The 24,081-nt window shown below is 77.6% G+C and carries 2 protein-coding genes (1 of these 2 cut by a window edge); both read left to right on the forward strand.

The features are described 5' to 3' along the window. Positions 1–18,036 (forward strand): non-ribosomal peptide synthetase, encoded by an 18,036-nt coding sequence (locus NX801_RS03825; protein WP_258785435.1) that lies wholly within the window; start codon positions 1–3, stop codon positions 18,034–18,036. After that, positions 18,033–24,081 carry the beginning of a non-ribosomal peptide synthetase gene (locus NX801_RS03830; RefSeq protein ID WP_258785436.1) on the forward strand. It continues 10,214 nt past the right edge of the window, so the window shows 6,049 of its 16,263 coding nt (coding positions 1–6,049); its start codon is at positions 18,033–18,035; the stop codon falls past the right edge of the window. The genes NX801_RS03825 and NX801_RS03830 overlap by 4 nt, the downstream gene beginning before the upstream one ends.

Consider the following 24,081-nt stretch of genomic DNA (forward strand, 5'->3'; position numbering starts at 1 on the left):
ATGAGCATCCGCCGCGACCGCCTGCCGCTCACCCGGGCCCAGCTCGGGCTGTGGTCCGCCCAGCGACTGGACCCGGCGAACCCGGTCTATCTCACCGCCGAATACGTGGAGTTGACCGGCCCGCTGGACGAGGACGCCTTCCTGGCCGCCGTTGTGCGGGCGGTGGGGGAGGCGGACGGGCTCTCGGTGCGCTTCGACACCACCGAGCCGGAGTCGCCGGCCGGGCCGGATGAGTCGCTGGAGCCGGGTGCTTCGGCCGGGCCGGCCGCGCCGGTGAACCTCCCGGACGCGTCGGCCGATTCGGCGGAGGGTCCGGCCGGGGACGGGGTGTGGCAGGAACTGGGGGCGGTGGCGCCCGAACCGCCGCTCGTGCTCGACCTGCGGGACCGGGCCGACCCGGACGCGGCCGCGCTCGACTGGATGGCCCGGGAGCGCTCCGTACCCGTCGATCTGGAGCACGGCCGGCTCTTCCGGCACGCCCTGCTGCGGACCGGGACCGAGCGGTGGCTCTGGTACCACCGCTGCCACCACATCCTGCTGGACGGCTACGGCTTCTCCCGGCTGGCCGACCGGGTGGCCGCGATCTACCGGGCCACCACCGCCGGCACCCCCGTACCGCCCGCGCCGTTCGCCTCGCTGCGGGAGGCGGTCGCGGAGGACCAGCGGTACGAGACCTCCGAGCGGCGCGCCGCCGACGCCGCCTTCTGGCAGGAGCTGTACGCCGACCGGCCGCACCCGGTCACCCCGGCGCGGCGGGAGCCGGACGGCGCCGCGCACACCTTCCACCGCACCCGGCTCGCCCTGCCCGGCGGGGACGCCGCCCTGCTCACCGGCTGGGCCGACCGGGCCCGCGCCACCTGGCCCGAGGTGGTGACGGCGGCCTGGGCGCTCTATCTGACCCGGTTCACCGGCGCGACCGAGGCGGTGATCGGCCTGCCGCTGAGCAACCGCACCGGCAGTGTGCTGGCCCGTACCCCGGTCACCGCCGTCAACGTCCTGCCGCTGCGGATCGCCGTGGACGAGCGGGAGCCCCTCGGGGAACTGGTCCGCCGGGTGGTGCTGGCCCTCCGCCGGCAGCGCCGCCACCAGCGCTACCGGGGCGAGCGGCTCCGCCGCGACCTCGGGCTGCTGGGCGGCGGCAGACGGCTCACCGGCCCCCAGCTGAACATCAAGCCCTTCCCGACCGAACTCTCCTTCGGCGCCTGCGCGGGCAGCACCCACTATCTGGCGGCCGGCGCGGTGGAGGACCTCACCGTCACCGTCAGCGGACGCGGCGGCCCGGAACAGGGGCTCACCGGTCTGGACGTCATCGTGGACGGCAACCCCGAGCTGTACGGCCCCGCCGAACTCGACGCCCACCGCGACCGGTTCGCCGCCCTGCTCACCCGGCTGGCGCACACCGACCCCGGCCTGCCCGCCGCCGCCCTGCCGCTGGCCCCGCCCGCCGAACGCCGGCTGCTGCTGGAGGAGTACGGCTCCGGCCGCCCGGCCACCGGTCCGGCGCCCGCGCTGGCCGAGGGCTTCACCGCCCAGGCGGCCCGCACCCCCGGCGCCGTCGCCCTCCAGCGCGGCGACCACCGGCTGAGCTACGCCGAACTGGCCGGCCGGGTGGAGCGGTTGAGCGAGGCGCTGCGCTTCCGGGGTGCCCGCCCCGGGTCCCTGGTGGCCGTCGCCCTGCCGCGCACCGAGGCACTGCCGGTCGCCCTGCTGGCGGTCGCCGCCACCGGGGCCGGATACCTCCCGCTGGACCCCCGCTACCCGGCCGGCCGGCTGCGGGCCATGCTGGCCGACGCCCGCCCGGTGCTGCTGGTCACCGACCGCCCCGGCGCCGACCGGTACCCGGGTGTCCCGGTGCTCACCGTCGACCGGTCGGGCACGGCGGAGAGCCCGGCGCCGGACACCCGGGAGCCCGGCGGGTCCGGTGAGCCCGCCGACCGCTCCACGGATGTCACGGCTCCCGGGGACTCCGCTCCCGTCGTGCCCGCCGGCACCGCCTATGTCATCCACACCTCGGGCTCCACCGGCCGCCCCAAGGGAGTGGTGGTGCCGGACACCGCGCTCGCCAATCTGCTGGCGGCGGCGGGGGAGTCGCTGTTCCCCGGCGACCGGCTGCTGGCGGTGACCACGGTCTCCTTCGACATCGCCGCCCTTGAGCTGTTCGCCCCGCTGCACCGGGGCGCCACCGTGGTGCTCGCCGGTACGGAGGAGGCCGCCGACCCGTTCGCGCTGGCCGCCCTGATCCGTGCCGTCCGGCCCACCGTCATGCAGGCCACGCCCTCGCTCTGGCGGCTGCTGGCCGACGCCGACCCGGGCGCGCTCGACGGGCTGCGGATCCTCAGCGGCGGCGAGGCGCTGCCCGCCGACCTGGCCCGCACCCTCGCGGCCAGGGGCCGGGAGGTGGTCAACCTCTACGGGCCCACCGAGACCACCGTCTGGTCCACCGCGGGCCCGGTGCGCGCCGGGGAGGCCGAACAGCCGCACGTGGGAAGGCCGTTGCGGGACACCCGGGCCCTGGTGCTGGACCGCACCCTGGCCCCGGCGCCGGTCGGCGCGGCCGGGGAGCTGTATCTCGCCGGCGGGGGAGTGGCGACCGGCTATCTGGGCCGGTCCGCGCTGACCGCCGAGCGGTTCACCGCCGATCCGTACGGCCCGCCCGGCTCCCGGATGTACCGCACCGGGGACCTGGCCCGCCGGCGGGCCGACGGCAATCTGGAGATCCTGGGCCGGGCCGATCAGCAGGTGAAGGTCCGGGGCCACCGGATCGAACCGGGGGAGATCGAGGCCGTGTTGCGGGCGCTGCCCGGGGTGCGGGACGCCGCCGTGACCGCTCGTCCGGCCCCCGGCGGCACCGTGCTGGTCGCCCACTACGTCCCGGCCGCCGAGACGGCCCCCGCCGCCGCTCCTGGAACCGCCGCCGGAACCGCCCCCGCCACCGCTCCTGGAACCGCCGCCGGGACGGCCCCCGCCGCCCCCGCCGGTACCGTCCCCCCTGACGCGGCGCGCGAGCTGCGGGAGGCGCTGGCGGCCCGGCTGCCCGCCGCCCTGGTCCCGGCCCACTTCCTGGCGCTGGACGCCCTGCCCCGTACCCCCAACGGCAAGCTGGACCGGGCGGCCCTGCCCGCGCCGGAGGCCCCGACCGCCCAGGACCGGGCCGCCGGTGACCGGGGGCCGGACGACGGCGTCGAGGGGCTGCTGCGCGGCCTGTTCGCGGAGATCCTGGGAGCGGCGGACGGGACGGTCGGCCCGGACGACGACTTCTTCCTGCGCGGCGGCGACTCGCTGGCCGCCGCCCGGCTGATCACCGCGCTGCGCTCCCGGGCGGGCGTACTGCTCCCGGTCCGGGCCGTCTTCGACCACCCGACCCCCGCGCTGCTCGCCGCCCGCGCCGACCGGGCCGCCACCGCGCCCGGGCCGCTCACCCGGCAGCCCCGGCCGGAACGGCTGCCGCTCTCCGCCGGACAGCTGCGGCTCTGGTACCTGCACCGCTCCGGGGAGGACGCCGGTGCCTACAACATCCCGCTCGCCGTGGACACCGGAGTGCCCCTCGACCCGGCGGTTCTGCGGGCCGCGCTCAGGGACCTGGCGGCCCGCCACGAGCCGCTGCGCACCGTCTTCCCGGTCACCGACGGGGAGCCCGAGCAGCGGGTGCTGCCCGAGGCGGACGTGCCGGTGCCGGCCGAGCTCTGCGCGGCCGGGGAACTCGACCAGCGGGTCCGGGAGTTCGCCGCGGTGCCGTTCGACCTTGAGCACGAGGTGCCGCTGCGGGCAGGTGTGTTCAGCGACGGCTCACGGCACACCCTGGTCCTGGTCCTCCACCACATCGCCGCCGACGAGTGGTCGCTGCCCCCGCTGCTGCGGGACCTGGCCGCCGGTTACACCGCCCGGCTGGCCGGCCACGCCCCCGAACTGCCCCCGCTGCCCGTCGACTACGCCGACCACGCCCTGCGGCAGCTCCGTACCGCGCCGGAGACGACGGCGGCCCACGCGGGGCACTGGCGGGCCCGGCTCCGGGGCGCCCCGGAGCGACTGGCCCTGCCCTGGGCCCGCCCCCGGCCCGCGCGGACCGGTGGTCCCGCCCGCACCCATGACTTCGACCTCGGCGCCGCGCTGTACGCCCGGGTCCGGGACCTGGCACTGCGCACCCGCACCACCCCGTTCATGGTGCTGCACGCCGCCTTCGCCGCCACCCTGGCCGGGCTCGGCTGCGGTGACGACCTGGTGGTGGGCGCCCCGGTCGCCGGACGGGACGACGAGGCGCTCCGGGAGAGCGTGGGCTTCTACATCAACACCCTGCCGCTGCGCACCGATCTGAGCGGCACCCCGAGCTTCCGCGAGCTGCTCGACCGGGTCCGGGAGGCCGACCTGGGCGACCTCGCCCACCAGGACCTGCCGCTGGACCGGATCGTCGCCGAGGCCAACCCCGCCCGGCTGCCCGGGGTGACTCCGCTCTTCCAGGTGCTGTTCGCGGTGCGCGAGGAGTTCTCCGGCCGGCCGGTCCTCCCCGGGCAGCAGGGCCGCCCACGGCTGGTGAACACCGGCACCGCCAAGTTCGACCTCCAGTGCGTCATCAGCGAGGACCCGGCCGGCGCCACCGCCACCGGACAGCTCGAATTCCGCACCGACCTCTGGGACGACCCGGCCGCCGAGCGGTTCGCCGGCGCCCTGCTCACCCTGCTCGACCGGGTCACCGCCGAACCGGACCGCCCGGTCGCCGCCGTCGAGCTGCGCACCCCCGGGGAGCGGGCCCGGCACCAGGAGGAGCGGACGGCCGCCGTCCGCCCGGTGCCCGCCGTCTCCCTCGCCGCCCGCTGCGCCGGACAGGCCGCCCGCACCCCCGGCCGCACCGCCGTGATCAGCGGCGCCGAGCGGCTCACCCACCGGGAGCTGGACGAGCGGGCGGCCCGGCTGGCCCGGCTGCTGGCCGCGCGCGGCGCCGGCCGGGGCACCCTGGTCGCCGTCTGTCTGCCGCGCTCCGCCGAGCTGCTGGTCACCCTGCTGGCGGTCGCCCGCACCGGAGCCGCCTACCTTCCGGTCGACCCCGGCTTCCCGCCCGCCCGGATCGCCCTGCTGCTCGCGGACGCCACCCCGGTGCTGCTGGTCACCGACCGGGCGAGCACTCCCGGGCCCGCCCCGGACACCGACGCACCGACGCCGCCGTCACCGGCGCCGACACGGGCACGGGCGGTGACACCGGCACCGGCAGCGACGCCGACACTGTTGCTGGACGCCCCGGAGACCGCCGCCGAACTGGCCGACGCCGTCCCGCTCGCTCCCCGGCACGGCACCGGCGCCGACCCGGCCTATGTGATCCACACCTCCGGCTCCACCGGCCGCCCCAAGGGCGTGGTCGTCCCCGCGTCGGCCGTCGCCAACTTCCTGCACTGCATGGCCGGCACCCTTGACCTCGGCCCGGACGACCGGCTGCTCGCGGTGACCACGGTCGGCTTCGACATCGCCGTCCTCGAACTCTTCCTGCCGCTGTTCACCGGCGCCACCGTGCTCCTCGCCGACCGGGAGCAGGTCCGGGACCCGGCGCTGCTCGCCGCCCTGATCCGCGAGCTGCGGCCCACCGTCATGCAGGCCACCCCTTCGCTCTGGCGCGCCCTGCTGGACGCCGAACCGGAGGTCGTACGGGGGATGCTGGCGCTCTGCGGTGGCGAGGCGCTCGCCCCGGACCTCGCCTCGGCCCTGCTGGAGCGGGGCGCCGAACCGGTCAACCTGTACGGCCCCACCGAGACCACCGTCTGGTCCACGGCCGGACCGGTGGACCCGGAGAGCGCCGGGCGCCCGCACGTCGGTACGCCGCTCTGGAACACCCGGGCCCAGGTGCTGGGCCCCGGTCTGGTCCCGCTCCCCGACGGGGTGCCGGGCGAGCTGTACCTCGGCGGCGACGGAGTGGCCCTCGGCTATCTGGGCCGGCCCGCGCTGACCGCCGAGCGGTTCACCGCCGACCCGTACGGCCCGCCCGGCTCCCGGATGTACCGCACCGGCGACCTGGCGCTCCGCCACCCGGACGGGAACCTGGAGATCCTGGGCCGGGCCGATCAGCAGGTGAAGATCCGGGGTCACCGGATCGAACCAGGGGAGATAGAGGCCGTGTTGCGGGCGCTGCCCGGGGTGCGGGACGCCGCCGTCACCGACCACCCGGCCCCCGGCGGCACCGTCCTGGTCGCCCACTGGGTCCCGGCCACCGCCCCCCGAACCGGGACCGCCGCCGGTGCCGGCCCCGGTACCGGCCCCGCAACCGCCGCCGGTGCCGTCACCCCCGGCGCGGCGCGCGAGCTGCGTGAGGCGCTGGCGGCCCGGCTGCCCGCCGCCCTGGTCCCGGCCCACTTCCTGGCGCTGGACGCCCTGCCCCGTACCCCCAACGGCAAGCTGGACCGGGCGGCCCTGCCCGCGCCGGAGGCCACCGAGCCCGGTACCGGCCGTGCCCCCGAGGGTCAGCGCGAGGAGCTGCTCGCCGCCCTCTTCGCCGAGGTGCTCGGCCGCGAACGGGTCGGCGCCGACGAGGACTTCTTCGCCCTGGGCGGCCACTCGCTGCTCGCCGCCCGGCTGGCCGCCCGCGCCACCGGGGCGCTGGGCCGGCCGGTCACCGTACGGCAGGTCTTCGACGCCCCGACCGTGGCCGCGCTCGCCCGCCCGGCCGGGGGCGCCCGGGCCCTGCCGCCGCTGGAGCCCGCCGCCGGGCCCGCCGGGGCGGACGCCCCGCTGTCGCCCGCCCAGGCCCGGCTCTGGTTCCTGGACCGGCTGCCGGAGACCGGCGCCGCCTACCACCTGCCGTTTCTGCTCACCCTGACCGGAGCGGTGGACACCGGCGCCCTCACCCGCGCGGTGACCGATCTGGCCGGCCGCCACGAGGTGCTGCGCACCGTCTTCCCGGAGCGGGACGGCGCCCCGGCGCAAAGGGTGTCGGCCGCCCTCCCGGAGGTAGCGGTACGGATCGTGGCCGGACCGGACGAGGCCGACGGGCTGCTCGCCGCGCTGGCCGCCGAGCCCTTCGACCTGGCCGCCGAACCGCCGCTGCGCGCCACCCTGCTGGTACCGGCCGAACCGCCGGGCCCGGTGCGCCTGCTGCTGCTGATCCACCACATCGCCGCCGACGAGTGGTCGGTGGAGCCGATGCTCACCGATCTGGCCACCGCCTACCGGGCCCGGCTGGCCGGCCGCGCCCCCGACTGGCCGCCGCTGCCGGTCCGGTACACCGACTACGCCCGCTGGCAGCGCGGCCTGCTGGACGGCTCCGGGCGGGACGGCTCCGCGCTGGCCGGCCAACTCGCCCACTGGCGGCGGACGCTGGCCGGGGCGCCGCCGGTGCTGCGGCTGCCCGCCGACCGGCCGCGCCCGGCCGTGCCCGGCGGGCGGGGCGGGTTCGTGGAGTTCACCGTGGCCGAACCGGTCGCCAGAGGGGTGCGAGCACTCGCCGCCGAGGCCCGAGTGACCCCGTTCATGGTGCTGCACGCCGCCGTGGCCGCCCTGCTGCGGGCGCTCGGGGCGGGTGACGACATCCCGCTGGGCGTCCCCACCGCCGGTCGCGGCGACCGCCGCACCGAGGACCTGATCGGCTTCTTCGTCAACACCCTGGTGCTGCGCACCGACCTCTCCGGCGACCCCACCTTCCGTGAACTCCTCGCCCGGGTGCGGTCCGTGGCGCTGGACGCCTTCGACCACGCCGATGTGCCCTTCGAGCGGGTGGTGGAGGAGCTGAACCCCGACCGGCCGCCCGGTGTCAACCCGCTCTTCCAGGTGATGCTGACCCACCAGAACCGGTCCGCGGCCCCGCCCTTCACCGCCCCCGGGGTCACCGCCGGCTTCCGGCTGCTGGAGACCGGCACCGCCAAGTTCGACCTGATCATCGGCTTCACCGACCACACCGGCACCGGCCGGCTGGACGGCGCCGTCAACTACAGCGCCGACCTCTTCGACCCCGCCACCGTCCGCCGGCTCACCGAGCGGCTGCTCACCCTGCTCACCGCCGCGACCGAGGCGCCCGACACCCCCCTCGGCCGGCTCGGGGTGCTGCTCCCCGGCGAGCGCGAGACCCTGCTCGGGGAGTGGAACCCGGCCCCGGGGGAGGAGAACGGGGCCCCGGAATCCTTCCTGGAGCGGTTCGCCCGGGCCGCCGACCGCCACCCGGAGGCCGTCGCCGTCAGCCACGGCGACCGGTCGCTGACCTACCGGGAGCTGGACGACCGCACCAACGCCCTGGCCCGGACGCTGATCGCCCGGGGCGCCGGACCCGAGCAACGGGTGGCGCTGCTGCTGCCCCGCTCGCTCACCCTGGCCGAAGCGGTGCTGGCGGTCGCCAAGACCGGCGCGGCGTACGTCCCGCTCGACCCCGCCCACCCGGCCGAGCGGCTCGCCGGCACCCTCGCCGACGCCGCGCCCGCCCTGCTGCTCACCGACCGGGCCACCGCCGGGCGCGTACCGGCCGGAAGCGTATCGGCGGGGAACGTACCGGCCGGGGGCGTACCGGCCGCCGGCGACGCCCCGCCCGTACCGGCCCTGATCCTGGACGACCCGGAGTACGCCGCCGAGCGCGACCGGCAGTCCGCCGGGCCGGTCACCGACACGGACCGCTCCGCCCCGCCGCGCCCGGAGCACGCCGCGTACCTGATCTACACCTCCGGCTCCACCGGCCGGCCCAAGGGCGTCGTCGTCACCGGCCGCAATCTGGCCCGGCTCTTCGACGCCACCGCCCGGCGGTGCGCCCCCGGACCCGGGGACGTCTGGACCCTCTTCCACTCCATCGCCTTCGACTTCTCGGTCTGGGAGCTGTGGGGCGCGCTGCTGCACGGCGGCCGGCTGGTCGTGGTGGACCACGACACCACCCGCTCCCCGGCCGACTTCCTCGCCCTGCTCCACCGGGAGCGGGTCACCGTCCTCAACCAGACGCCCTCGGCGGCCTACCAGCTCACCGAGGCGATGACCGCCCCCGGCTCGCCCGGCCGGCCGGGCGCGCTCCGGCTGCTGGTCCTCGGCGGCGAGGCGCTCGACCCGGCCCGTCTCGCGCCCTGGCTCACCGGTCCGGCGGCGCCCCGGGTGGTCAACATGTACGGGATCACCGAGACCACCGTCCATGTCACGGCCTACGACCTCGCGGCACCCGGCCCCGGGCCGGACGACCGCGTGCCGGACGGCTCCGGTCAGGACGGCTCCGGGGCCGCCGCTTCCGGGCCTGCCGCACACGGGCCGGACGGCCCCGGGCGAGCCGCGCCCGCTCCCGCCGGGGTGAGTCCGGTGGGGCGGGCCATCGACGACCTGCGGCTCTACGTCCTGGACGACGCCCTGCGGCCGGTCCCGCCCGGTGTCACCGGCGAGCTGTACGTCGCCGGGCCCGGCCTCGCCCGGGGCTACCGGGACCGGCCCGCGCTCACCGCCGTACGGTTCACCGCCGACCCGTACGGTCCGCCCGGCTCCCGGATGTACCGCAGCGGCGACCTGGCCCGCTGGTCGGCCGGCGGGGTGCTGCACTACGAGGGCCGGGCCGACGACCAGGTGCAGCTGCGCGGCTTCCGGGTGGAGACCGGCGAGATCGAGGCGGTGCTGCTGCGCCGGGGCGGGGTCGCCTCGGCCGCCGTGCTGCTCCGCGCGGACCTGCCGACCGGCCCCGGCCTGGTCGCCTACACCACCGGGCCCGCGGACCCGGCCGCCCTCCGCGAGGTCTGCGTCCGGGCGCTGCCCGAGCACATGGTGCCGGCCGCCTTCGTCACCCTGGACCGGCTGCCGCTCACCCCCAACGGCAAGCTGGACCGGGCCGCCCTGCCGCTGCCGGACCGGAGCCGTACCGCCACCCCCGGACGCGCCCCGCGCACCCCCCGTGAACGGCTGCTCGCCGGGCTCTACCGGGAGGTGCTGGAGTGCGGGCCGGTCGGCGCCGACGACGACTTCTTCGCCCTGGGCGGCCACTCCCTGCTGATCACCCGGCTCGCCGCCCGGCTGCGCGCCGAACTCGCCGCCGAGATACCGGTACGGGTGCTCTTCGAGGCCCGTACCCCGGCCGCGCTCGCCGCCCGGCTGGCCGACCTCGAACGGTCCGCCCGCCCCGCGCCGCCCCCGCTCACCGCCCGCCAGGGCCGCCCGGGTCCGCCGCCGCTCTCCCCGGCGCAGGCCCGGCTCTGGTTCCTGCACCGGCTGGGCGGCGCCGACCGCACCTACACCGTGCCGCTGCTGCTCACCCCGGACGGCCCGCTCGACGAGGCCGCGCTCGGCCGGGCGCTGGCCGCCCTGGTGGCCCGGCACGAGATCCTCCGCACCGTCTACCCGGAGGACGCCGGCGGCCCCGTCCAGCGGGTGCTGCCCGCGTACATCCCCGAGCTGGAGCGGGTCGCCGTACCGGCGGGCGAGGACCCCCGGGAGGCGGCCCGGCGCATCGCCGCCGCCGAGGAGTTCGACCTCACCGCCCGGCCGCCGCTGCGCGCCCGGCTGCTCGGCACGCCCGGCGGCGACACCGCCGTACTGCTGACGCTCCATCACATCGCGTACGACGAGGGCTCCACCGAACCGCTGCTGAGCGAACTCGCCGCCCTCCACCGGGGCGAGCGGCTCCCGGACCCGGAACTCCAGTACGCCGACTACAGCGACTGGCAGGCGGAAGCCCTGGCCGGCCGGGCGGACACCCTGCTCGCCCACTGGCGCGCCGCCCTCGCCGGCGCCCCCGCCGAACTGCCGCTGCCGCTGGACCGGCCCCGCCCGGACCGGGTGGACGACCGGGGCGACTCGGTGGAGTTCACCGTGGCACCCGCCCTCCACCGGGCCGCCGCCCGGCTCGCCGGGGAGTCCGGCGCCACCCTCTTCATGGTCCTCCAGGCCGCGCTGGCCGCCCTGCTCACCGCCCATGGCGCGGGCGACGACATCCCGCTCGGCACCCTGGTCAGCGGCCGCGACCGGGCCGGTCTCGACGCGCTGCCCGGCCTGATCGCCAACACCGTGGTGCTGCGCACCGACACCTCGGGCGACCCCACCTTCCGGGAGCTGCTCGACCGGGTGCGCGCCACCGATCTGGACGCCTTCGACCACGCCGAACTCCCCTTCGAGCGGCTGGTGGACGCGCTCGCCCCGGACCGCTCGCTCGCCCGCCACCCGCTCTTCCAGGTCGCCCTGATCCATCAGAACTCCCCGCGCCGCACCCACGCGTTCGGCCCGGCCGCCGTCCGGGCGGAACTCCTGGAGACCCGGGCCGCCAAATTCGACCTGACCCTCGCCGTGGTGGAGACCCCCGACACCGAGGGGCTGCGCGCCGCCCTCAACTACCGCACCGCGCTGTTCGACCGGTCCACCGCCGAGGCGCTGGCCGCCCGGCTGACCGCCCTGCTCGACCGGGTCTGCGCCCACCCCGACCGGCCCGTCGGCGCGCTCTCCGTCCTCACCCCCGGCGAGGAGCGCCGCGCCCTGACCGCCTCGGCCGGACCCGGGGTGCCGGTGCCCGCCACCACCCTGCCCGCCCTCGTCCAGGAGCGGGCCACCCGCACCCCGGGCGCCGAGGCGCTCAGGGACGGCGCCCGGAGCTGGACGTACCAGGAGTTCGACACCGAGACCGACCGGCTCGCCCGGCTCCTCGCCGAGCAGGGAGTACGCCGGGGGAGCACGGTCGCCGTCGCCCTGCCCCGGTCGGCCGAACTGGTCCTCGCCGTCCACGCGGTGCAGCGCGCGGGCGCCGCCCATCTACCGCTCGACCCCGAACTGCCGCCCGCCCGGGCCCGGGAGATGCTGCGGGACGCGGCCGTCACCCTGGTGATCGCGGACCCCACCGCCGCCGGGGCCGGAGCGTCCGCCGCGGGCGATGCTCCCGGACCGGGCGCCTCCGCAAACGTCCAGGAGCCCGGCACCGGGGTGCCCGCGCCCTCCGGGGCCACGCGTCCCGGCAGCGCCCCGGACCCCGGATTCGGCAGCGGCCTCCCGGTGTTCGGCATCCGCACCGACGCCGTGCCCCCGGCCGCCGTCCGGCCCACCCCGCCACTCCCCGGCGACCCGGCGTACACGATCTTCACCTCCGGCTCCACCGGCCGCCCCAAGGGTGTCACCGTCCCGCACTCCGCCGCCGTCAACCGGCTGCTCTGGGCCCAGGACACCTACCGGCTCGGCACCGACGACCGGGTCCTGCTGAAGACCCCGGCCACCTTCGACGTCTCGGTCTGGGAGCTGTTCTGGCCGCTGCTCGCCGGTGCCACCCTGGTGGTGGCGGGTCCCGACGACCACCGGGACCCGGCCGCCGTCGCCCGGCTGGTGCGCGAACAGCGGATCACCACCGTCCACTTCGTCCCCTCGGTGCTCGACGCCTTCACCACCGTGGCCGCGCCCGGGGACTGCCGCACCCTGCGCCGGGTGCTGGCCAGCGGCGAGACCCTGCCGCCCGCCGCCGTCGCCGCGCTGCGCCGGCTCGCCCCCGGCGCCGGGATCCACAACCTCTACGGCCCCACCGAGGCCGCCGTGGACGTCACCGCCCACGAGGTCACCGACGCGGACACCGCCGGTGCCCGGATCCCCATCGGCCGGCCGGTCTGGAACACCGGCGCCCTGGTGCTCGACCACCGGCTCCGCCCGGTCCCCGACGGGGTGCCCGGCGAGCTGTATCTCGCCGGACCGCAGCTCGCCCTCGGCTACCAGGGCCGTCCGGCGCTCACCGCCGAGCGGTTCACCGCCCACCCGTACGGCCCGCCCGGCAGCCGGCTCTACCGCACCGGCGACCTCGCCCGGCGCCGCCCGGACGGCCTCCTCGAACACCTGGGCCGGGTGGACGACCAGGTCAAGCTGCGCGGACAGCGGATCGAACCCGGCGAGATCCGGGCCGCCATCGACGCCCACCCCGGGGTCGCGCACAGCGCCGTGACCGTCCGCACCGACGAGGCCACCGGCACCGCCCATCTGATCGGCTATGTCGTCCCGGCCGTCCCGGGACCACTCCCGGCCTCCCTCCGGCAGCATCTGGCCGACCGGCTGCCCGCCGCCCTGCTGCCCACCGCCCTGGTCCCGCTGGACGCCCTGCCGCGCACCGCCAACGGCAAGCTGGACCGGGCCGCGCTGCCCGTGCCCGCGCTCACCTCCGACGCCCGGTGGGCCGCGCCGGAGACCCCGGACGAGCGGGCGCTCGCCGCGCTGTTCGGGGAGCTGACCGGCACCGGGCGGGTGGGGCTGCACGACAGCTTCTTCGCCCTCGGCGGCGACAGCATCCTCGCCATCCGGCTGGTCTCCGCCGCCCGCGCGGCCGGACTCGCCTTCACCCCGCAGGACGTCTTCCGCCGCCGCACCGTCGCCGGGCTCCTCGCCGTCGCCACCCCGGCCGCCGAGGACACCGCCGCCCCGGCGGCGCCCGCCGGGGACCGGCGTCCGCTCACCCCGCTCCAGCAGGGGCTGCTCTTCCTCTCCCAGTACGACGCGCCGTCCTTCCCGGCCTCCCCGTACGACTCCGGCGCCGGTTCCGGCGGCGGGGCGGCGGACCCGGACGCGCTGGACGTCTACCACGTACAGGTCACCCTCCGGCTGACCGGAACCGTCGACGGCGACCGGCTGCGCGCCGCGCTCCGCGAGGTCACCGCCCGCCATGAGCCGCTGCGCACCGCCTTCACCGCCGACCGGGACGGCTGGAGCCAGCGGCTCGTCCCCGGGGAGCCCGCGCCCGAGCTGACCGAACTGGACCTGCGCCGCCGGCCGGCCCGGGAGCGGGACCGGCTGGCCCGCCGCCGCGCCGAGGACGAGCGGGTGCGCCGCTTCGACCCGGCCGCGCCGCCACTGCTCCGCGCCCTGCTGATCCGGCGCGCCGACACCACCGCCGACCTGGTGCTGACCGGTCACCACCTGGTGCTGGACGGCTGGTCGGTGCCGCTGCTCGTCCGGGAACTGCTGCACGCCCACGGGGGCCGCGAGCTGCCCCCGGCGCCGTCCTACCCGGCCTATCTCGGCTGGCTGGCCGGCCGGGACAGGGAGGCGGCGGCCACCGCCTGGCGGGCGGAGCTGGCGACACTCGACGGCCCGACCCTGCTGGTGCCGGACGACCCGGGCGAACCGGAGCTGCCCGAGACCCACACCCTCCGGCTGGACCCGGCGCTCACCGAGCGGCTCACCGCCTTCGCCCGCGCCCACGACCTCACCCCGAGCACCCTGCTGCACACCGCCTGGGCGCTGGTGCTCGCCGCCCACACCGGCCGCCGGGACGTGGTCTTCGGCACCGTCGTCGCCGGCCGGCCGCCCGAGGTCACCGGCGCCGACGCCATGGTCGGACTCTTCGTCAACACCGTGCCGGTACGCGTCACCCTGCGCCCCGCCGAACCGCTGGGCCTGCTCCTCGAACGGGTCCGGGACGCGTTCACCGCCCTGCTGCCCCACCACCACCTCGGCCTCGCGGAGATCCAGCGGGCCGCCGGACAGAGCGCCCTCTTCGACACCCTCACCGCCCTGGAGAACTATCCCGCCGACCCGCCCGCCGAGCTGAGCGCCGCCGCCGGGCTCACCGTCGACGCCATCGAGGGCCGGGACGCCACCCACTACCCGCTCACCGTCAGCGCCGTCCCCGGCCCGGAACTGGCCCTCCGGTTCGCCTACCGTCCCGGCGCGCTGGATTCCACCCGGGTGACCGCCCTCGCCGAGGCCCTGCGCCGGGCGCTGGAGACCCTGGCCACCGCGCCCGGCACCCCGGTCGCCCGGCTCACCCCGCCCGGCCGTTCCGGCCCGGACGCCGTGACCGCCGGACCGCCGGCGCCCCCGGAGCGCACCTGGGCCGAGCTGTTCGCCGCCCAGTGCGCCACCCGGCCCGGGGCGCCCGCCGTGGACGCGCCCGAGGGAGTGCTCAGCTACGCCCAACTCGACCGGCGCGCCCGGAAGCTGGCGCTCCGGCTCACCGCCGCCGGAGCCGGACCCGGACAGCTGATCGCGGTGGTGCTGCCGCGCTCGGCCGACCTGGTCACCGCCCAGCTCGCCGTGCAGTTCTGCGGCGCCGCCCATCTCCCGATCGACCCCGACTACCCGGCGGAGCGGGTGCGCGCCATGCTGGACGACGCCCGCCCGGCCCTGGTCCTCACCCACCGGGCGCTCGCCGGAAGCCACCCCGGGACGCTCTGCTTGGACGAGGACCCGGCCGGAGCGGACCGCCCGGCCCCGGAGCCCTTCGAGCACGACGGCGACGACGGCGGTGACGACAACGACGTCCCGTTCCCGGTGACGGTGGACCCGGGCGCGCCCGCCTATCTCATCTACACCTCCGGCTCCACCGGCCACCCCAAGGGCGTCGTCACCTCGCACCGGGGCCTCGCCGCGCTGGCGGCGGCCCAGGCCGACCGGCTCGGCATCGACCACACCGCCCGGGTGCTGCTGCTCGCCTCGCCGTCCTTCGACGCCTCCGTCATGGAGACCCTGATGGCCCTCGCCACCGGCGCCACCCTGGTGGTGCCCGAGCCGGGACCGCTCGCGGGACGGCTGCTCGGCGACACCCTCGCCGCCCGCCGGGTCAGCCACGCCCTGATCCCGCCGACCGCGCTCACCGGACTGGAACCGGACGGCCTGGAGACCCTGCGCACCCTGGTGGTGGGCGGCGAGGCGTGCCCGGCGGAACTGGTCGCCCGCTGGGCCGGCCCCGGCCGCCGGATGATCAACGCCTACGGCCCCACCGAGGCCACCGCCTGCGTCACCATGAGCGCCCCGCTCCGGCCCGGGGCCGCCCCGCCGATCGGCACCCCGCTGCCCGGCGTCCGGCTGCTGGTGCTGGACTCCATGCTCCGCCCCGTCCCGCCCGGGGTGCCCGGGGAGCTGTACGCCGCCGGGGCGGGCGTGGCGCTCGGCTATCTGAACCGCCCGGGGCTCACCGCCACCCGGTTCGTCCCCGAGCCCGGCGGCACTCCCGGCGCCCGGATGTACCGCACCGGCGATCTGGTGTCGCTCGGCGCCGACGGGGCGCTGCGCTACCACGGCCGCACCGACGACCAGGTGAAGATCCGGGGCTTCCGGGTCGAGCCCGGCGAGATCGCCGCCGCGCTCACCGCCCGCCCCGGGGTCCGCACCGCCGCCGTGGTGGCCCGCCGGGAGAACGGCGCGGGCCCCCGCCGGCTCGTCGCCTATCTGGTGCCCCGGGACCCCGCCGCGCCCCCGGACACCGAGGAGTTGCGCGCCGCGCTGGGCCGGGCGCTGCCCGCCCACATGGTGCCCGCGGCCTTCGTCACCGTGCCCGCCCTGCCGCTCACCCCCAACGGCAAGCTCGACCAGCACGCCCTGCCCGCACCGGAGTTCACCGGCTCGGCGGACGCGGCACCCCCGCAGGGCCCGGTCGAGGAGGCGCTCGCCGCCGCCTTCGCCGAGGTGCTGGGACTGCCCGAAGTCGGCGCCGGGGACGGCTTCTTCGCCCTCGGCGGGGACAGCATCCTCGCCATCCAGCTGGTGGCCCGGGCCCGCGCCGCCGGACTGCGGCTCAGCCCCCGGGAGATCTTCGAGCACGCCACCGTACGCGAGCTGGCCGCCCTGCTCGCCGCCCGGCCGGACGCGTCAGGTGCCACCCGTTCCGGGGCGGGCACCACTGCCGCCTCCACCGGGGCCGCCGGTACGGCACCGGTCACCCCGATCATGGCCTGGCTGGCCGAACGGGGCGGTCCGGCCGGCCGGTTCAGCCAGGCCATGCTGCTCACCCTGCCCCCGGACGCCGACCCCGGACGGCTGACGACGGCCCTTGAGGCGGTCCGCCGCCACCACCCGGTGCTCCGGGCCCGCTTCGACCTGGCGTCCGGCACCTTCGCGGTGCCGGAGGAGGCGTCGGAAGGGGGAACGGGTCCGGCGCTGGACACCGCCGCCGGGAGCACCGCGCTCGACGAGAAGACCCTCACCGCCGGGACCGACGCCCTGGCCGCCGAACTCGACCCGGCCGCCGGACGGTTGCTCCGGGCCCGGTACTACCCGGCCGTCGCCGGGCGGACCGGACGGCTGCTGCTGGTGATCCACCACCTCGCGGTGGACGGGGTCTCCTGGCGCATCCTCCAGGACGACCTGGCCGCCGCCTGGGCCGCCGTGGCCGAGGGCGCGGAACCCCGGCTCGGGCCGGTGCCCACGCCGTTCCGCGCCTGGGCGCTGACCCTGGCCGGACAGGCCGCGCCGCGCGCCGCCGAGGCCGGGCTCTGGCGCCGGGCGCTCGACCTCCCGGCGGGCCCGCCCCTCCTCCGGCCGGCCGCCGCCCTCGGCACGGTCGCGGAGGCCCGCCACCACACCGTCGCCCTGCCGCCCGCCGCCACCCGGGCGCTGCTCACCGGCGGCGCCGAGCGGTACGGGGCCGGCGGCGTCCAGGACCTGCTGCTGGCCGCCCTGGCCCGGGCGGTCCGGGACACCGGGGACGGCTCCGAGGTGCGGTTCGCCGTGCACGTGGAGGGCCACGGCCGGGAGCAGCAGATCGCCGAGGGCCTGGACCTCTCCCGTACCGTCGGCTGGTTCACCAGCCTCTACCCGGTGCCGCTCGACGCCCGGCCCGGGGAACCGGCCGCCGCCACCGTGGCCCGGGTCCGGGACACCCTGGCGGCCCTGCCGGACCACGGCATCGGCTACGGCGTGCTGCGCCACCCGGCGCCCGGCGGCGGGAGCCCGCTCGCCGGACTGCCCGAGCCCCGGGTCTCCTTCAACTACCTGGGCCGCTTCGGCGCCCCCGGGACGGCCGCCGCCGAGCGGCCCTGGGCCCCGGCCCCCGAGGCCGGTGTGCTCGGCGGAGCCGTGGACGAGGCGCTGCCGATGGCCCACGCCCTGGAGATCAACGCGGTCACCCGGGACACCCCGGACGGGCCCGTGCTGGGCACCCGGTTCACCTGGGCGCCCGCCGCCCTGGACGACTCCGCCGCCCGGGCCCTGGCCGACCGGTGGCTCGCCGCCCTCACCGGACTGGCCACCGGTGACAGCCCCGGAGCGGCGGACCCGGGCCCGGGCCCCCGGGAGACCCCGGAACCGGCAGCCGGACCGGACCCCCGGGACACCCCGGAACCGGCGCCCGGCCCGGGCCCCGGGGGCGTCCCCGCGGGCGCGCTCTCCCCGCTCAGCCCCGAACAGACAGCGAAGCTCGAAGCCCGATGGAGGAACCGGTGAGCGCGGACCACGGCCTGGAGGACATCCTTCCGCTGGCCCCCCTTCAGGAAGGGCTGCTCTTCCACGCGGACTTCGCAGACGGCGCGGTCGGCGCGGTCGGCGGCGACCCCGGCACCGCACCGGCCGGCGCGCCGGACGTCTACACCATGCGGCTGGTCTTCCGGCTGGCCGGCGCGCTCGATCCGGAGGCCCTGCGGGCGGCGCTGGACACCGTGCTGCGCCGGCACGGCAACCTCCGGGCCGGTTTCGTCCAGGACGGCCTGGACCGGCCGGTCCAGGTGGTGCCCCGGAGCTGGGAGGTGCCCTGGCGGGTGCTGGACCTGCGAGGCGAGGCGCCCGAGCTACGGCGGGCCGAGGAGGAGCGGGTGCTCACCGGGGAGCGGGCCCACCGCTTCGACCTGAGCCGGCCGCCGCTGCTGCGGGCCGTCCTGCTCCGGCACGCCGACGACGACCACACCTTCGTCCTCACGGCCCACCACATCCTCCTCGACGGCTGGTCGGTGCCCCTGCTGGGCAAGGAACTCTTCGCCGCCTACGCCCGGTCGAGCGGGGCGACCGACGCCCCCGAGCCGTCCGCGCCCCGCCCCTACCGGGACTTTCTCGCCTGGCTGGCTGGCCGCGACCGGACGGCCGCCGAGGCCGCCTGGCGGACCGCGCTGGCCCCGGTCACCGCGCCCACCCTGCTGGCGCCCGCCGACGCGGGCCGCGCAGCCGCCGTCCCCGGGCCGCCCGTCCAGCTGGACCTGAGCGTTCCGGCGGCCACCGCCGAGGCGCTGACCGCGCTCGCCGCCGAGCGGGGCCTCACCACGGCCGGGCTCCACCAGGCCGCCTGGGGCATCACCCTGGCCCGGCTCACCGGCCGCCGGGAGGCGGTGTTCGGCACCACCGTCTCCGGCCGTCCCGCCGAACTCGACGGCGCCGACGCCATGATCGGGCTGTTCATCAACACCCTCCCGGTGGTGGTCCAGGCCCCGCCCGGCCGGTCGCTCGCCGGGACGGCCCGGGCGCTCCGGGACGAGCAGGCGGCCCTCCTGGACCATCAGCACCTGGGCCTCACCGACCTCCAGCGGCTGGCCGGCCACGGCGAACTCTTCGACACCCTGCTGGTGGTGGAGAACTTCGGCGTCGACACCGAGGGGCTGGCCCGCGCCCAGGCCGCCGGCGGGCTCACCGTCACCTCGGTACGCGGCGAGGACGCCACCCACTACCCGCTCACCGTCGTGGTCCATCCGGGGCCCGAGCCCCGGATCGCCCTCCGCCACCGGCCCGAACTCCTGAGCACCGACCGGGTCCGGGCGCTCGGCACCGCCTATCTCCGGGTGCTGGCCGCCCTGGGGGAGCGGCCGGACCAGCCGGTCGGCGCGGTCGGCCTGCTGGGCGCCCGGGAGCGCCGGCGGGTGCTCGACGACGGAGCGGCGATCAGCGCGGAGTCGTACGATCCCAAGGATTCCCTCCCGGCCCGGTTCGCCGCCGTCGTGGCGGAGCGACCGGACGCGATCGCGGTCAGCCACTCCACCGGGCGGCCGAGCTACCGGGAGCTGGACGAGCGGTCCGACCGGATCGCCGCGCTCCTGCGGGAACACGGCGCGGGTCCCGGCACCTTCGTGGCCCTGCTGCTCGACCCCTCGCCCGACCAGATCGCGGCCGTGCTCGGCGTGCTCAAGACCGGCGCCGCCTACGTCCCGTTCGCCACCGACGCGCCCCTCACCCGTACCGCCGGCCAACTCGCCTCCGTACGTCCGGTGGTGGGGCTCACCACCACGGGCCGGCTGCCCGCGCCGGGCGACGGCACGGACCGGGGTACCCGCTGGCTGGCGCTGGACGAACCCGGGACCGTACGCCGGCTCGCGGAGCCGGCGGCCCCGGTGCGCGTCCCCGTACCGGGCCGCTCGGCGGCGTATGTCATCCACACCTCGGGCTCCACCGGCCGTCCCAAGGGTGTGGTGGTGGAACACCGTTCGGTGCTGCGGCTGCTGGACACCACCGCCGAGGACTTCGCCTTCGGCCCGGACGACGTCTGGACCCTCTTCCACGCCTACGCCTTCGACTTCTCCGTCTGGGAGATCTTCGGCGCCCTGCTGCACGGCGGCCGGCTGGTGATCGTGGACCGCGAGACGACCCGGGAGCCGGGGGAGTTCGCGGAGCTGCTGCGCCGGGAGCGGGTCACCGTCCTCAACCAGACCCCCTCGGCCTTCTACGAACTGGCCCAGGCGCTCACCGAGAAGCCGGTGGGCGTGAACGAACTGCCGCTGCGTGCGGTGGTGTTCGGCGGGGAGGCTCTCGACCCCGCCCGGCTCGGCGCCTGGTGGCGCCACGCCGGTACGGCCGGTCCCGAGCTGGTCAACATGTACGGGATCACCGAGACCACCGTCCATGTCACCCACCGGCCGCTCGACCCGCCGGAGGCCGGCGACCCGGACACCGGCACCGGTGCCGATTCGGGGCCGGACACCGCCCGCAGCCCGGTCGGGCGGCCACTGGCCGACCTCTCGGTGCGGCTCCTCGACACCGCCCTCCACCCGGTCGGACCCGGAACCGCCGGGGAGCTGTACGTGGCCGGCCCCGGGCTGGCGCGCGGCTATCTGGGCGCCCCCGGGCTCACCGCGAGCCGCTTCGTGGCGGACCCGTACGGTCCGCCCGGCTCGCTGATGTACCGCAGCGGTGACCTGGCCCGCTGGACCGGTGACGGCGAACTGGACTATCTGGGCCGCGCCGACGAGCAGGTGCAGATCCGGGGCTTCCGGGTGGAGCCCGGCGAGGCCCGGGCCGCGCTGGCCGCCCTGGACGGGGTGGCCGAGGCGGTGGTGCTGGCCCGGCCGGCCCCCGGCGGCTCCACCCGGCTGCTCGGCTATGTCCTCCCGGCGGCCGGCGCCGGCCCGCTGGACCCGGCCCGGCTCCGCGAGGCGCTGCGGGAACGGCTGCCGGGGTACCTGGTGCCGGACGCGGTGCTGCCGGTCGAGCGCTGGCCGCTCACCGGCAACGGCAAGCTGGACCGGCGCGCCCTGCCCGAGCCGGAGGACCGCGCCCCCGGCACCGGACGCGCCCCCGCGACCCCGGACGAGGAGATCGTCGCCGGGCTCTTCGCCTCGGTGCTGGACCGCGAACGGGTCGGCGCCGACGAGGACTTCTTCGCCCTGGGCGGCCACTCCCTGCTTGCCACCCGGCTCGCCGCCCGGGTCCGCGAGGCCCTCGGCGTCCAGCTCTCGGTACGGGACGTGTTCGAGACCGGCACGGTGGCGGCGCTCGCCCGCCGCGCCCGGACGGCCGGGACGGCGGCCCGCCCGCCGCTCCTCCCTGGCCCGCGCCCGGCGGAACTGCCGCTCTCGCCCGCGCAGCGGCGCCTCTGGTTCCTCCAGCAGCTCCACGGGGTGAGCGGCGACTACAACATCCCGTTCGCCGCCCGGCTCACCGGCCCGCTGGACGTGGCCGCGCTCCGGACCGCCGTACGCGATCTGCTGGTCCGCCACGAGAGCCTGCGCACCGTCTTCCCGGCCACCGGCGGCCGGCCCCGCCAGCACATCCTGGACCCCGGCGAGCTCCCCGACCCGCTGGTCGTCTCCGACGCGGACACCGGTGAACTGGACCGCACCCTGGACGCTCTGGCCGGAGCACCCTTCGACCTCGGCCATGAACCGCCGTTCCGGGCCCAACTGCTGCGGCTGGCACCGGATCAGCACCTGGTGGTGCTGGTCGTCCATCACATCGCCGCCGACCAGTGGTCCGCCCGCCCGCTGCTCCGGGACCTGGCGAACGCCTACGCCGCCCGCCGGGAGGGCCGCGCCCCCGAACGGCCGCCGCTGCCCGTGCAGTACGCCGACTACACCCTCTGGCAGCGCCGGGCCCTCGGCTGGGACGGCGAGAACCCCGACCCGGACGGCGTCGCCGCCGCCCAACTCGCCCACTGGCGGACCGCCCTGGCCGGGCTGCCCGCCGAACTGCCGCTGCCCGCCGACCATCCGCGCCCGGCCGTGCCCAGCCACCGGGGCGGCTTCGTCCGGTTCACCGTGGACCCCGCCACCCACCGCGCCATGCGCCGGCTCGCCCGGGAGGAGGCGGCCTCGCTCTTCATGGTCGCCCACACCGCGCTGGCCGTCCTGCTCTCCCGCACCGGGGCCGGCGAGGACATCGTGATCGGCACCCCCGTCGCCGGCCGCCAGGACACCGCCCTGGACGAGCTGGTCGGCTTCTTCGTCAACAACCTGGTGCTGCGCACCGATCTCGGCGGCGACCCCGATGTCCGGGAACTCCTCCGCCGGGTCCGGGAGACCGACCTCGCCGCCTACGCCCATGCCGAGGTGCCCTTCGAGCACGTGGTGGACGCGCTGGCGCCGGAGCGCTCGCTCGCCCGCCACCCGCTCTTCCAGGTGATGCTGGCCTATGAGCACCGGGCGGCCGGGGCCGTCGGGCTGCCCGGTGTCACCACCACGACCGTGCCGGTCACCGGGGCCGCCGCGAAGTTCGACCTCACCTTCACCCTGGCCGAGCGGGACGGCACCGACGGGCTCGACGGGCTGCTGGAGTACGCCACCGACCTCTTCCAGCCGGCCTCCGCGCGGGCCCTCGCCGACCGGCTGGTCCGGCTGCTCACCGCCGCCGTCACCGCGCCCGGCACCCCGGTCCACCGGCTGGAGGCGCTCTCCGCCGCCGAGCGCGCCGCCCTGCTCGCGCCGCCGGAGTCACCGGAGTCGCCGGACTCGCCGGACGTGCCGGAGGGGGACGGCGGTCCGTCCGGTGGGGACGCCACCTGGGCCGGGCTCTTCGCGGCCGTGGCCCGGAAGCACCCGGACCTCCCGGCCCTCGCCGGGCCGACCCTGGCCGGTGCGACCCGGCGGGAGCTGGACTACGCCCGGCTGGACGCCGCCGCCAACGCCTTGGCCCGGACCCTGCTCGACCGGGGGGTACGCCCGGAGGACCGGGTGGCCGTACTGCTGCCGCGCACGGTGGAGGCGGTCGTCGCCCAGCTCGCCATCGCCAAGGCGGGCGCCGTCCATCTCCCCGTCGACCCCGGCCACCCGGCCGAGCGGATCACCGGCCTGCTCCGGGACGCCCGCCCGGCCCTCCTCCTGACCCCGGACGACGACCCGGTGGGCCCAGGTGCCGTGCACGGGGGCGACGGGGGGCTTCCGGGGCCGGTGTACGGGGGCTCCCCGGACGACGACCCGGTGGACGAGGGCGACGGGGGCCTTCCGGGGCCGGTCGTGCCCCGGCTGGCCGTGGGCGCCGGGCTGCTCGACGCCTCCGCCACCGACCCGGGCGTCTGGCGGACGCTCTCCCCGGCCTCGGCCGCGTACATCATCCACACCTCGGGCTCCACCGGCCGCCCCAAGGGAGTGGTCGTCACCCACACCGGCCTCGCGGATCTGGTGCGCACCCTGCGGGACGGCTTCCGGCCGGGGCCCGGCTCCCGGGTGCTCCAGTTCGCCTCGCTCGGTTTCGACACCTCGGTCTGGGAGATCGCCATGGCGCTGCTCCGCGGCGCCGCCCTGGAGATCGTCCCCGCCGGACAGCGGCTCGGTCCGCCGCTCGCGGAGTTCCTGACCCGCCACCGGATCAGCCATCTCACCCTGCCGCCCGCCGTCCTGGCCGCCCTGGACCCCGGCGCCGTCGCCCCCGGCACCACCCTGATCACCGCCGGCGAGGCCTGCACCCCCGAACTGGTCCGCGCCTGGGCGCCGCACACCCGGATGTTCAACTCCTACGGCCCCACCGAGACCACCGTGGACATCACTCTCTGGCGCTGCACCGCCGAAGGGCTGTACGGCCCCGGCAGCCCGGTCCCGGTCGGCCGGCCGGTGGCAGGCACCGCCGTCCGGCTGCTGGACGCCCGGCTGCGCCCGGTGCCGCCCGGCACCCCGGGCGAGCTGTATGTGGCCGGTACCGGACTGGCGCGCGGCTACCACGACCGGCCGGGCCTCACCGCCGAGCGCTTCCCGGCCGACCCCTGGGGCCCGCCCGGCTCCCGGATGTACCGCACCGGGGACCTGGCCCGGCTCCGCACGGACGGCGAACTGGAGTATCTGGGCCGCGTGGACCACCAGGTCAAAC

The sequence above is a fragment of the Streptomyces pyxinae genome (assembly GCF_024756275.1).
GTDB lineage: Bacteria > Actinomycetota > Actinomycetes > Streptomycetales > Streptomycetaceae > Streptomyces > Streptomyces pyxinae.

Excerpts from the sequence above, each read along its gene's own strand:
- NX801_RS03825 (WP_258785435.1), top strand. The coding sequence starts at position 1 with ATGAGCATCCGCCGCGACCGCCTGCCGCTCACCCGGGCCCAGCTCGGG.